We start from the raw sequence: 12,727 nt of genomic DNA, 5'->3' as shown, positions 1-12,727 counted from the left end.
TCCTCCCACGACTACAGCGTGGGCTTTCGTCTCGCGACCGCTGTAATCGCGCCACGGCGGCGTAGTCGGCGGTACACCACCGCGTCGCAATCCCGGAACGTTTACTCCTGGAGTTCGTTTGTCGGTCCATGCCAGTCGAATCGAAAGACGAGATCGCGGCGGTTCTCGAGTACGACACGATCGCCGTCGTCGGCTGCTCGAGCACGCCGGGAAAAGCAGCCCACGGCGTTCCGAAGTACATGCGGAGACACGGCTACGACGTGATTCCGGTCAATCCGTACGCCGACGAGATCTTCGGTCGGACCGCCTACGACTCCCTCGCGGACGTCGACGAAGCGATCGACGTCGTCTGTCTCTTCCGACCGAGCGCGGAGGTCGCCGACATCGTCGACGCGGCGCTCGAACGGGACGAGATCGAGGCCATCTGGACGCAACTGGGCATCCGCGACGACGGGGCCGCCGATCGCGCGGAGGCCGGCGGGAAAACAGTCGTTCAGGATTACTGCATGAAGGTCCAGCACCGTCGTCTCGTCGCCTGAGCGGGACCCCGACGTGACGATTCGGATTACGACGTCGATGCCGACGCGGCCCGAAGATCCGCTAGCGCATCCTCGAGCGTCGTGGACAGGACGCTATCGACGACCGAGTCGAGGTGGTGGATGCGAACCGCCGTTCGGGCCAGCCGGTCCGCGGGAAGGTCGGAAACGACGGCGGCTGCGTCGTCCGCGGGGACGGCCACCGGCAATCGGGCGAGGTGTGCGGCGATATAACGGCGTCTCGGCTCCTCGTCACCTGTCAGTCGCTCCCGAATCGCGCGGCGCTGCTCCGCTGGAACGGTTTCCGCAATCGGGACCGAACAGACCGATTCGCAGTACCACTCCAGTGCGCGATCGGTCGCCTCGAGAAGCGCCTCGTCGGAGTGGTCGATCGAGTCCCAGAGTTCGGCGACGGCGGTCCGGATTGCGGCCCGTCGTCGGGCCACGAGATCCGCCAGTCGGTCGGGCACGTCGGACGCGAGGACGGCGTCGATCAGGGCCCGGGGAGACGCGTACTCGTCGGCACGTTCGCCGAAACAGAGAAGCGGGAGCGTTGCGACGTCGTTTCCGATATCTTCCGGCAGGTCCGCTAGATCGTCGATGACCGTCAGCACGAACAGGCTGTTCGTCGCGATCGTCCGGAGCGCCTCGAGTTGGGAACTGGAGTATCGGCCGGCGGCCGCGACGAGTTCGACCGCGAGATCACCCCAGACGCCGCCGCGGTCCTCGACGCGAGCGACGGCGTCTTCTTCGGTCGACGGAGTCGCCTCGACCGCCTCCTCAGCGAGTTGGCCGGTTCCGATTTCTCGGACGACCTCGAGCGTCGGGCCCAGATCGATCCCGACGGCGGCGTCGGAAACGGCTTCGACGACGTTCGTATAGACCAGATCGCCGACCGTAACGTGCTCGTTCAGGCGGCACTTTCGGTCGGCGTCCCAGCTATCGGCCTCGTCGATGGCGTCGTCGTGGAGCGCGCTCGTGACGAACAGATCGGTCGGTATCGTCGCGAGCGTCGCGGCGAGATCCGGATCCTCGGTTTCGAGATACGTGAACACGTACGTGAACGTACCGAGTAGGCCGCCCTGATCGCGGTACGTTTCGACTTTCTGTCGAAGGGCGGGCGACGCTTCCTCCACCGATCGGAGTGCGCCTCGATGCCGGCTCATAGTCCCACGTTTCGACGAAATTTAATGAGCGTATTGATTGCTTACCTGATGAGTGAATCGATTACCGAACTGAAACGGGCCTCCAGTTCCCGTGGTGCGTCCCCTTCGTTCGGAAGTACGGTGACAGACGGAAGATAGTCTTTCCACGCGCATGATCGGAGCTGCCGGCTCGAGTGAGCGGAGAGCGGTCTAGTTGGCAGGCGGATCGCGGGCAGCCGCGTCGGCCGCGTCCTCGGTCGCTGCGGATCGCCGGTCGTCACCGGCCTCGTCCGTCGCCTCGAGTTCCGCTTCGTCGATCGCCGCCTCAGCCAGGATTTCCTCTCCGTCTAGACCCTGCTCCTCCGCGATGGCGAGCAGGAGTGCGCGCTGTTCGGTGAGCTGGTGGTCCATGCGCGTGACCGTATCGTGCGTTTCCGCCGTCTTCTCTTCCAGGCCGGTGATTCGTTGCTGGAGTTTCTGTACCTGCTTGTACATCGCTTCGGCTCGATCCGAGAGGGTCTGGATCTTTTTGGCAGTGCTTCCGAGTCCCATATTCACACGGTTTGTCGGGGAACTAATGGGCCTTTTCCTCCCTCTCACGTTATTTCGTGCCACACGATACCGACCATATAGTCAAACAGAATTAGTACGAACCACTGACAAGCATGAACTGTCCTCGAGGAGATGAGCGCCGAATACACCAACGGCGTCCTCGAGGTCCGGCTACCGACGGCAGAGTCGGCCACCGCACAGGGGAAACCGACCGACACCCGAAAGCGGTCACTCACGTTTCCGTTCGACGGCCACGTACCCGGAGACGGCGTCGATCCGAGAGACGAAAAGCCCTTAAGTACCGCCCGACTATCCATGGATGGACTAGGACGGGCAGTTAGGCCCTGCTCGAAACCCGCGCTATGGTCTTTAGCGGGGTCCGAACGCCGCGGGCGTCCGGTCAGACCGACCGGGGCCCCGGGAGCCAACAGAGAAGCCTCGTCCGTCGGGGACAGCGGTCTACGGTGGCCGTCCGCAGGGACGCCCCATCGTGGTTAGTCGGCGACAGCCCATCAGGCGCGGAAGCGAGCAGTGGACCGCCGAACACCTGTCGCTCGACGGGTCGCGGGGTGGAGAAGGCAACCGGGATTCCCCCGGCCGGAACGGCGGGCAATCGCGGTCGTCCGCATTCATACCTCATCAACTACGACGTCGAGCGGATGCACCGTCCCGGGTGCTCGCGGATTTTCGGGGGCGTGGACATCCGTCGACAGGCATTCGTGTCGACGATAGCCAGATCGCCCTCGCCCCCGTGTTAGGCACTCCCCTCGGTAGTCGAGCGATGAGGCGTCCGACTCGACCGGCACACGTTCGGTTCGGGAGTGAGACATAGAAAAACTTACAGTGTTTATATCCGATAATTATATCGATGGCAAACAGGCGACACACGGCCGTCCTCGGACTGCTCGCCCTGATGGTGCTTCTCAGCGGCTGTTCGATGATTAGTACGCCCGCGGCCGAGAACGAAGACGGCACGACCGACACTGAACCGAACCTCTCGAAGGTATTCGACGGAGCCTACGTTCACGCGGACGACCTCGAGGACGTACAGGGAACGCGAACGAACAAAGTGACCAACGAGTCCGAAACGGTCGTCGAAACGGTGCGCGTCAAGACACGACCGTATATCAACGAGCGGACGACGGTGCTCGATTCGGCGGATTCCGGCAGAATCGGCAATATCTACGTCTCGAACGCCACGAAGAACTGGTTCTACTATCCGGATTCGAACACGGCGGAGTACTTCGTCCCGGACGAGCTGTTCGACAACGAGGAGACACGGTCTGCTCGAGCCGAAACGGCCGACGAAACCCTCGATAAATACAATATCGAGTACCGGGGCACCGAACAGGTCGCGAATCGGGAAACACACGTCCTCGACCTCGAAGCGAAAAACGAGACCGTCGAGAAGGAGATTTCAGCGATCGTCGGCGAGACCAGATTCGTCTTCGCCCTCGAGACCAGTAATCCGAAAGAAAAACTTCGGGTCGTCGAACAACGGCTGTGGATCGATACGGAGTACGACTATCCGCTCAAAGAGAAAGTCGTGTTCGAGGAACCGGACGGTGAACGAATCGTCATGACCGAGCAATTCGAGTCGGTCACGTTCAATACCGGTCTGGACGACGAGACGTTCTCGTTCCAACCGCTGGAAAACGCCACCGTCCGGGACATATCGTAGGTGAATCGGCGACCGAACGTGACGGGAAATTCGATACCGGAAACGAACCGCCGATTCCAGTTCGTTACTCGGCCGGTTCGACGAGACTCTGACCCGTCTCGAGCGAGAGGCCTCCCTCGAGCGTTCGGACGGGGTAGGGGATGTCGATCCCTTCCGCGTCGAAGCGCTGTTTGACGGCGGTCACGTATTCGCCGCGGATGCGGACGAAGTTGGCGCGAGAGGGGTCAGCGATCCAGAAGCGCGACTGGAGACCGACGTCGGACGAACCGAGCTCGGTCAGTCGAACGGATGGTGCGGGGTCGTCCAGTATGTCGGGGTGACGCCTCGCCTCGTCGACGATAATCTCGGTTGCCCGCTCGATGTCGTCGTCGTAACCGATTCCGAAGGGGAACTTCAGTCGGAGTTCGTCCGCGTCGACCGGGTTCTTGAGAACGCCGTCTGTCAGCGCTGAGTTCGGCACGGTGAGCAGTTCGTTATCGAACGTGCGCACGCGAGTAACGCGGAGTCCGATGTCCTCGACGACGCCGGAATAGCTGCCGTCGTCCCACTCGATCCAGTCGCCGATTCGGAACGGCTTGTCAGTGTAGATGAATACGCCCGCCACGAAGTTCGAGAGCACGTCCTGCATCGCGAGACCGACCGCGAACGCGCCGGCCGCTGCGATCCCGGCCATCGAGACGAGAAAGTTTCCGTAGTCTGCGAACCCGAAGGCGATCGCGACGGCACCGAACACGATCCCGAACTTCGTCAGCATCAACAGCGGGTTCTGTACGTGCTCGTCGAGGCCACGCTTGTCGAAGGTTTGTCTTACCAGCGGCAGTACGAGTACTCTGCCGACGAACCAGATGGCGACGAACGCGATGACGAACTTGATCGCGCTTTCGGCGCTCGCTGCGAGGGCCGGAGTGAGTCCGGCTTCGTCGAGCGCCCGCCCGATCGGACCGAGAGCCTGTATCGGAGAGAGGGTGTCACTGGCCCTCATCGAGAGAACACCGCCGTGTGACCGCGCGTATCGATCAGTTCTGCGTTGACGCGGTCCGCGAGGTCGGCCGCCTTCTCCTCGGTCGAACTACCCGCACGGGCAGCACGGAGGAACTTCACTTTCACGAGGGGACGACTCGAAAGTTGATCGTTGAGTTCGTCGACGACCGAATCGATGCCACTCTTTCCGACCCAAACGGTAACATCGAGGTCGTGCGCCTCTCGCTTGCGCTCCTGTTTATCCATGGCGTTCGATAGCGACGCAACGCGTTTTAATCTTCTCGAATCGGATTGTAACGTCGGGAGCCACCGCCTGACGCGGGCAACGTTCGCGACTGACCGCGATTACAACGGGAACAGCGCGAAATCCCACGCGTTCACTCGTGGGAAGAAGCGCGTAAGATCGACTATCAGGCAGTACGGGCCGTGTATTGCCGAGTTCCGGGCAAGGGAGCGAGAGCCCGCTGTCCGGGACGGGGGCGGTACTGGCTCCGCCCAAACCGAACCGTGTCGAGCCCGTTCCCGTCGCTGTCTGTGACAGCGGACGACGGACGAGCGAGTTCGGAACTCCCGCCGTCGTGGATGCGGTCTGTGACCGCACAACCCCACGACTTCAGTCCTGGGAGAAGTCAGTCCTCGTACGGATATCTGGCGTGGGCACCACAGTCGCAGGTGAGCACGATGTGCCCGTCCTGTACCCTGACGCGAGCGTTTTTCCCCGGCCTGAGATAGGCGTCACAGCGATCACAGGTGAACCGACGGAACTCCCGCGGAAGAGAGAGTCTGTTTCGCTCCGCGATTCGACGTGCCAGACGAACGTACTCTCGAGCGCGGTCGTCTTCACCCGCCGCCGCCGCCGCTCGAGCGAGGTCGTGAAGGCGCTCGATCCGCTCGGCAGCGATGTCCATACGGTGTCTATCCCGGGTTTCCCTATTGATGTTGCGTTCCGTCGACGTCGGAGTCGTCCCCGGCCGGAACCGTTGCGTGCGACTCACAGCCAAACTTTAATATGATCGTAATGTACCGCTGTTTGAAAAGATTCTTTACCCCACCCGGCATTCGGCTATAGTACACAATATTGTTATATATCAAACGCAAACAGGTGTGACATAACCCTATGAATTGGAACCCCACTCCATCTGAGGACAGCGTCAGCAGACGCTCGTTCCTCGCAGCCGGCGCCGCAGGCGCCGCAATCACGACGAGCGGTTGTATCGACCGCGTTCGAAGCGTCGTCAACCACAGCACGACCGATCAGCTATCGCTCTCCATAGCTACGGTTCCTGCAGATGCTGACAGACAGAACGTCCAGATAGCGCGCCGTCTCGAGGAACGTCTCGAGAAGGTCGGAATAGACGTCGCGCTTGACATGCGGTCGCGGTCGGAACTACTCGAAGCGGTGCTGCTCGACCACGACTTCGACCTGTACGTCGGCCTCCACCCGGCGGACTACGATCCGGATTTCCTCTACGAGGCCCTCCACTCTACGTATGCCAGCGAAGCAGGCTGGCAGAACCCGTTCGGGTTCACCAACATGGCTTTCGACACCCGTCTCGAAGAACAGCGCCAAACCGACGGCGAGGATCGTACGGAAGACGTCAAATGGGTGTTACGGGGGCTTTCTCAGGAGAAGCCGTTCGAACCGATCTGTTTCCCCGACGAGTATCGCGTCGCCAGAGCGGATCGGTTCGACGGCTGGGAGGACGGTCGCCTCGCGACCCGCTACGGCTATCTCGGGCTCGAGCCGGCCGACGACATCACCCGGCTTCACGCGCTCGTTACGAACAGTCGGATGACGGTGAATCTCAATCCGCTCTCGTCGACGTTTCGGAAACGCGGGATGGTGATCGATCTGCTCTACGACTCGCTGGGAACCGAATACGAAGGCGACGTGACCCCGTGGCTGGCCGAATCGTGGGATCTACCCGCGGAGTCGGCGGACACCAGCGAATCGACGCACACGGCGACGGTGACGCTCCGACGGGGCTGTCAGTTCCACGACGGTGAACTGGTGACAGCCGACGACGTCGCGTTCACCTATCGATTCCTGGAAGATACGTCGCTGGGACGAGCGCCCCTGAAATCACCAGCGCCGCGGTATCAGGGCCATGTCGATGTGATCGACGAGATCACGATCGAAAGCGACTACGAACTAACGTTCACCGTGACGGGCGGCCGGGAACCGTTTAAACGAGCGCTTACCGTGCCGATCCTGCCGGCGCACATCTGGCGCGAGCGGGTCAATCAACACGCCGTCAGCGGCGAGTTTACCGCTCCGCAGGGACGGTGGAGTGTCGTCACTGATAACAACGTGCCACCGGTCGGTAGCGGCCCGTTCCAGTTCGATACTCGGACCGAAGGCGAGTCGCTTCGGCTGCGGCGCTACGACGATCACTTCACGTTGCGAGCCGGTGTCGAGTTGCCCGAACCGACGCTCGAGGAACTGCGGTTCACCGTCGACCCGGGGAGCGCCTCGTCGATCGGGCGCATCGATGACGGCGGTGCGGACGTGACGGCCTCGATGCTCGGTGCGTACTCCCTGGGCGCGATTCCGGACTCCTCGACGATCGAACAGCTCAAATCCCCGTCCCGAATGTTCTACCACATCGGGTTCAACGTTCGAAACTCGCCGTTTAGCAACTCCCACTTTCGCCGGGCCATCACGCAGTTGCTGGACAAGAACGCGATCGTCGAGGACGTGTTCTACGGAAACGCGACACCCACAGCAACGCCGGTTTCCGGCGACTGGGTACCGTCCGACCTCGAGTGGGATGGCGAGGACCCGGTAACGCCGTTCGTCGGTTCGAACGGAACGCTCAACGTCAAAGCGGCCAAAAAGGCGTTCGAGCGGGCAGGCTTCCGTTACGATGATAACGGACGACTGCTTGGGGGCTACTAGAAGCGATGCTAGCCGAGGTGCTGACACAGCTCGTCACCGTTATCGTAATCTTGCTGCCGCTCTCTATCGCCGTCTTTGTCGGTCGCGAACGGCTCGCACAGACTCGAGCCGAGTGGCGAAGCAGACTCAGGACCGCCGGTCCCGTAATCGTCGTGTTGCTCATCGTATTGCTGATCAATCGTGTCGCCAGGCAGACGGCGCCGAAACTGTCGCGTGAGATCGGAATCCACCTGACATCGACGTTCTACAACGTCGAGGGGGAGTTCATTCTGATCTTTCAGTCGATACAGACGGCCGAGACGAACGCGTATTTCTCGACGATCTACGTCTACGGCTACACGTTCCTGTTGATATTCCCCGTTATCGCGTACTTTACGCTCTCCGATACGCGGGTCTTCCGTCGACTGTTGACCGCCTACGCGCTCAACTACGCGATCGGGCTCGTGTTGTACATTTTCATCATCGCGTACGGTCCTCGGAACCTGATGCCCGCCGAACTGATGGAGCGGATGCTGTACGATACGAATCCACAGTATCAGTACCTCACCAGCGAGGTGAACAGTAACACGAACGTGTTTCCGTCGTTGCACACATCGCTGTCGGCCACCGTCGCGACGTTCGCCTGGATGACGCGCTCGGCGTTTCCAAAGTGGTTCCCCGTCGCGGTCGTTCTTGCGGCCAGCGTCGCGATTTCCACGATGTACCTCGGGATTCACTGGGGCATAGACGTTACCGCCGGCCTGTTGCTCGCTGCCCTCTGTGTCTCTCTTTCGGACCGATTCGTCGATCGCTGGTCACTGGCGGAGTTATCCGAACAATTCGGTGACCGAATCCCCTGGGGACAGGAACACGATTGATCACACCGGCGGCGGTTTCCCGTCCGGTCGAGTCCGATCCGTCGTCCGGCTCTTTCCGACATGGGGACGTCCGATCGGCACACGAACGACGCTGAGTCGTCGACGGACCCAGATCTCCGGAGAGCAAAATACTGTTATATCGCGGTAGGTAACTACAGGCAACGTACGAGATGAACGGACGACGGGCTGCCCGAAAACGGAGCAACCGCGACGCTGACGGCAGTACCGTCAGTCGTCGGGCCATGTTGGCTGCGACGACCGGTTTGACAGCTTCGACCAGCGGCTGCATTCGTCGGCTCCGGGATATCGTGACCCGCAACAACATCAAACAACTCTCGCTGACCATCACGACGCTTCCCGCCGACAGCGACAGAGAGGGTATTCGAATCGCAAACGAGCTGGAACGAATATTCAAGACGGTCGGGATCGACGTTTCCTTCGACGTCCGTTCAGGTATCGATTTCCTCCAGACAGTGCTCTACGACCACGATTTCGACGTCTGCATCGGTCGACATCCGGGTGGAACGGATCCGGACTTTCTGTATCAGGCCCTGCACTCGCTGTACGCCGACGAATCGGGGTGGCAAAATCCGTTCGGGTTCACTAACCTGACCGTCGACGCCTTTCTCGAGAAGCAACGCCGTTTGGAAGGGGAAGACCGCCGCGAAGCAGTCACGGACGCACTCGAGTCGATCGCGACGGTCCAACCGTTCGTTCCGATCTGCGTTCCGGAAGAACACCGGGTCGTCAGAACCGACCGGTTCGACGGGTGGGGCAACGGCCACCCTGCGACGCGGCGCGGCTACCTCGGCCTCGACCCGGCCGCGGGCGTCGAAACGCTTCGCGCGACCCATACGGATGCCAGACCGACCGAGAACCTGAACCCACTCGCAGTCGGGTACCGCGGTCGGGGTACGTTCACGGAATTACTGTACGACTCGCTTGCAACGGACGATCCAGACGGGGACATTCGACCGTGGCTCGCCGAGTCGTGGGAGTGGGACGGACGAACGGCGGATATCCGTCTCCGAGACGGGTGCGAGTTTCACGACGGAAGGCCGCTAACCGCCGCCGACGTCGGGTTTACGTACCGGTTCCTTCGAGACATGTCCCTCGGGAGCCACGAAGTCGACACACCAGCACCCCGGTATCGAGGGCAGGTAGAGGCGGTCGAAACGGTCGCGATCCGGAGTCCCACTCGCCTGGAGATCACTGTCGAAACCAGTCCAGCGGTCGGCGAACGAGCCTTTCTCGTCCCCATACTCCCTGCTCACGTCTGGCGCGAACGAGCTACCGACGCGATGGGACCGGGCGGCGCCAGCCTCGCCCAGGGAACCACGAAAGCGGTCGTCACGAACAACGTTCCACCGATCGGAAGCGGCCCCTATCAGTTTACGGGACGGACGGAAGGCGATCAACTCACGCTCGAACGCTTCGGAACCCACTTCACGCTCAGATCCGACGTCGATCTTCCGGAACCGACCGTGGACGCGTTCACCGTCGGGATCACCCCGAGCAGCAAGACGGCGATCAGTGCCGTCGGAAACGACATCGCAGACGTCACGAGTTCGTCTCTGGAATCGAACGTCGTCGACGGAATCGAGATGTCCGAGACCAGTCGGTTACTCGAGTCGCCGTCGTGGACGTTTTACTTTCTCGGGTTCAACGCTCGCAAAGCGCCGTTTAGCAATCCGCGGTTCCGGCTCGTCATCGCACAGTTGCTAGACAAGGAATGGCTGGTCGAAAACGTGTTTCACGGAAAGGCACGGCCCATCGCAACACCGGTCACCAAACAGTGGGTCCCCGAAAGCCTCGAGTGGGACGATGGCGACCCCGAAACACCGTTTCTGGGGACTGATGGCGAAGTAGACGTGGACGCCGCACGGTCGGCGTTCGAAACGGCCGGGTTCCGATACGACGAGAAGGGGCGCCTCCGGGTCAGACAGTGACACCACCGGATGGACGCCCGGGCAGCGCCGCTACTGGCGGGTAGCTGTCCGTCGCGACACGCAGTCGGGTAGTTCGGTCGGGTTTCCGGGTCGGTTCGGAGTTGGCGAGAAAAACGGTCGTTGTGTCGCTTTCCGGGCCAGGACAGCGGCGAAAACGGATCGCGATGATCGGTACTGGCTTACTGGTCTTCGAGCGCGTCTGCGATTCGCTTGAGAGCGCGAGTCTGGTCGCGCATTTCGTCGCGGAGTTGGCGGACTTCGCGGACCAGTTCTTCGTTGCTCTCTTCCTGTCCGCCCGCGGCCGGCCCACCGGGACCGCCCGGGCCAGCACCGGGACCGCCTCCCATCATGCCGCCCATCATCTGGGCGAACGGATTTCCGCCCATTCCACCGGGTCCGCCGGGACCGCCGGGCCCGCCGCCGAACGGGCTTTCGGGGGCCTCGCCTTCGCCCTCGCCCTCTCCCTCTTCGGCACGCTTTTCTCGAATCTCCTCCACTCGTTCGCGGAAGGATTTCTCCTCGCTGCCCTCTCCTGTGTCTTCTCCGTCAGGTGATTCGTTTTCGTCCGACATACCATCGGATTCTGTAGCGCGGGGGAAAAGGGTTGCCATGTCTCGGAGAGGCGCAGCGTTCACATCGGTCCGGCCCGGCGGCTACGAGTCCCGTTGGCGAGATTCGCGTCCCTGGATCTCGAGACGGCGCCCGGACGACGAGGAACGGGATCGGGACGACTCGTGGGGAAAAGGGCGACACCACGCTCGAGTCGGCACAGTACCGTCCCGACTCGTCGGCCGATGGAGTCGTGGCCAGAAGCGACGGACGGCCGTCGACCGCTGGACGAGGTGCTCAGGCGAACGTTTTCGAGACGTCCTCGGTCTCGTCCGATTCGGCCTGGACTTTGTCCCAGGCGTTCTGGAAGTCTTCCATTTGGATCTCGGTGCGGTCGTCACGGATGGCAAACATCCCGGCTTCGGTACAGACGGCCTTGATATCCGCACCGGAGGCCTCGTCGGCTTCGGCCGCCAGTTCTCCGAATTCGACGTCGTCGGAGACGTTCATCCCGCGAGTGTGAATTTCGAAGATGATTTCGCGGCCCTCCTGGTTCGGCTTCGGCACTTCGATGAGGCGATCGAACCGGCCGGGGCGGAGAATCGCGCGGTCGAGCATGTCGAAGCGGTTGGTCGCCGCGATGATGCGGATCTCACCGCGCTCTTCGAAGCCGTCCATCTCGGAGAGCAGTTGCATCATCGTCCGCTGGACCTCCGCGTCGCCGGAGGTTTTCGACTCCGTGCGCTTGGCGGCGATGGCGTCGATTTCGTCGATGAAGATGACGGCGGGTTCGTGCTCACGGGCGACGTTGAACAGGTCCCGGACGAGTTTTGCCCCCTCGCCGATGAACTTGTGAACCAGCTCGGAGCCGGCCATCTTGATGAAGGTGGCGTCGGTCTGGTTGGCGACGGCTTTCGCGAGCATCGTTTTGCCCGTCCCAGGTGGCCCGTACAACAGGACCCCGCTCGGCGGATCGATCCCGACGTTGTCGAACATGTCGGGCTTCTCGAGGGGCATCTCGACGGTTTCCCGGACTTCCTGCATCTGCTCTTCGAGGCCGCCGATGTCCTCGTAGCTGACGTCGGGGCTCTCGGTGACCTCCATCACGCGAGCCCGGACGTCCGTCTCGTTCGAGAGGGGCTTGACGATGGAAAGCGAGTTGTTGACTGCCACGCGCGCGTCGGGATCGAGATCGTCGCGCATCTCGTCGGTGACTTCGGTCAACGCCTCCTGGTTGTTCCCGTGCTGTTTGATGATGACGCCCTCGTCCGTTATTTCCTGGACCGTGGCGACGAACAGTGGTGACTGCTTGAGTTTCTTGTTTTCGTGTGTGAGACGCTCGAGTTTCTGCTGGTACTTGTTGTTCTCGGCGTTAGCGTCGAGGAGCTTGTCGCGCATATCCTCGTTCTGCGCCTCGAGGATCTCCAGCCGTTCCTCGAGCGCCTGGATTTTCTCCTGTTGGGACGCCTCGTCCTCGTCGTATGGGAGGTCGACGTCGTCCACAGTGTCGCTCATCACCCAATCTTTGGGGGCTGGTTCATAAGAGGCTTCGGGTAGGTACACTCGCTCACGCCATAT

Annotated in this window: 12 protein-coding genes and 1 other RNA gene; 6 read left to right on the top strand and 7 right to left on the bottom strand. The window is 61.6% G+C overall.

Translation table 11 applies throughout. The annotated features are described in order from the left end of the window. Positions 1–128 precede the first annotated feature (128 nt). Positions 129–539, top strand: a complete 411-nt coding sequence (locus NJT13_RS00065) for a CoA-binding protein (protein WP_254523469.1) — start codon at positions 129–131, stop codon at positions 537–539. A gap of 26 nt (positions 540–565) precedes the next feature. Here the strand turns inward: NJT13_RS00065 and NJT13_RS00060 are convergent, their stop codons facing one another. Both NJT13_RS00060 and NJT13_RS00055 read right to left on the bottom strand, forming a co-directional pair. Then, positions 566–1,702: a class 1 isoprenoid biosynthesis enzyme gene (locus NJT13_RS00060; RefSeq protein ID WP_254523468.1), complete on the bottom strand. Its 1,137-nt coding sequence runs from the start codon at positions 1,700–1,702 to the stop codon at positions 566–568. Positions 1,703–1,891: 189 nt separating this feature from the next. Next, positions 1,892–2,233 (bottom strand): DUF5798 family protein, encoded by a 342-nt coding sequence (locus NJT13_RS00055; RefSeq protein ID WP_254523467.1) that lies wholly within the window; start codon positions 2,231–2,233, stop codon positions 1,892–1,894. A 317-nt stretch (positions 2,234–2,550) separates the two neighbouring features. Between NJT13_RS00055 and ffs the strand changes: the two genes are divergently transcribed. Together ffs and NJT13_RS00045 are read left to right on the top strand one after the other, a co-directional pair. Beyond that, positions 2,551–2,862: signal recognition particle sRNA (gene ffs, locus NJT13_RS00050), an RNA gene on the top strand. Between the two features lie 239 nt (positions 2,863–3,101). Beyond that, positions 3,102–3,914: a LolA family protein gene (locus NJT13_RS00045; protein WP_254523466.1), complete on the top strand. Its 813-nt coding sequence runs from the start codon at positions 3,102–3,104 to the stop codon at positions 3,912–3,914. A gap of 64 nt (positions 3,915–3,978) precedes the next feature. On the opposite strand, the gene NJT13_RS00040 is transcribed toward NJT13_RS00045, so the two are convergent. The 3 genes from NJT13_RS00040 to NJT13_RS00030 all read right to left on the bottom strand — a co-directional run bounded on the left by NJT13_RS00040 (position 3,979) and on the right by NJT13_RS00030 (position 5,803). After that, a complete protein-coding gene (locus NJT13_RS00040; protein ID WP_254523465.1) occupies positions 3,979–4,896 on the bottom strand; it encodes a mechanosensitive ion channel family protein in 918 nt (305 codons plus the stop codon). Beyond that, a complete protein-coding gene (locus tag NJT13_RS00035; RefSeq protein ID WP_254523464.1) occupies positions 4,893–5,141 on the bottom strand; it encodes a YhbY family RNA-binding protein in 249 nt (82 codons plus the stop codon). Before NJT13_RS00035 ends, NJT13_RS00040 begins: the two co-directional genes overlap by 4 nt. A 383-nt stretch (positions 5,142–5,524) precedes the next feature. Further along, the gene (locus NJT13_RS00030) at positions 5,525–5,803 is read right to left on the bottom strand and encodes a ribonuclease P protein component 4 (RefSeq protein ID WP_254523463.1); all 279 of its coding nucleotides are present in this window, start codon (positions 5,801–5,803) and stop codon (positions 5,525–5,527) included. Between the two features lie 209 nt (positions 5,804–6,012). Between NJT13_RS00030 and NJT13_RS00025 the strand changes: the two genes are divergently transcribed. From NJT13_RS00025 to NJT13_RS00015, 3 genes are all read left to right on the top strand, one after another. Next, positions 6,013–7,794 (top strand): ABC transporter substrate-binding protein, encoded by a 1,782-nt coding sequence (locus NJT13_RS00025; RefSeq protein ID WP_254523462.1) that lies wholly within the window; start codon positions 6,013–6,015, stop codon positions 7,792–7,794. Positions 7,795–7,799: 5 nt separating this feature from the next. Continuing rightward, positions 7,800–8,651 (top strand): phosphatase PAP2 family protein, encoded by an 852-nt coding sequence (locus NJT13_RS00020; RefSeq protein WP_254523461.1) that lies wholly within the window; start codon positions 7,800–7,802, stop codon positions 8,649–8,651. A 242-nt stretch (positions 8,652–8,893) separates the two neighbouring features. Then, positions 8,894–10,600: an ABC transporter substrate-binding protein gene (locus NJT13_RS00015; RefSeq protein WP_254523460.1), complete on the top strand. Its 1,707-nt coding sequence runs from the start codon at positions 8,894–8,896 to the stop codon at positions 10,598–10,600. 179 nt (positions 10,601–10,779) lie between these two features. Here NJT13_RS00015 and NJT13_RS00010 read toward each other — a convergent pair whose 3' ends face one another. Then, the gene (locus tag NJT13_RS00010; RefSeq protein WP_254523459.1) at positions 10,780–11,172 is read right to left on the bottom strand and encodes a hypothetical protein; all 393 of its coding nucleotides are present in this window, start codon (positions 11,170–11,172) and stop codon (positions 10,780–10,782) included. A 274-nt stretch (positions 11,173–11,446) separates the two neighbouring features. Beyond that, positions 11,447–12,664 carry a proteasome-activating nucleotidase Pan1 gene (gene pan1, locus NJT13_RS00005; RefSeq protein ID WP_254523458.1) on the bottom strand — a complete coding sequence of 406 codons (1,218 nt, stop codon included), beginning with the start codon at positions 12,662–12,664 and terminating at the stop codon, positions 11,447–11,449. Positions 12,665–12,727 lie beyond the last annotated feature (63 nt).

Source organism: Natrinema caseinilyticum (assembly GCF_024227435.1).
Classification (GTDB): domain Archaea; phylum Halobacteriota; class Halobacteria; order Halobacteriales; family Natrialbaceae; genus Natrinema; species Natrinema caseinilyticum.
Note: the sequence above shows the minus strand (reverse complement) of the source record. Positions and strands in the feature narration are given on the sequence as shown.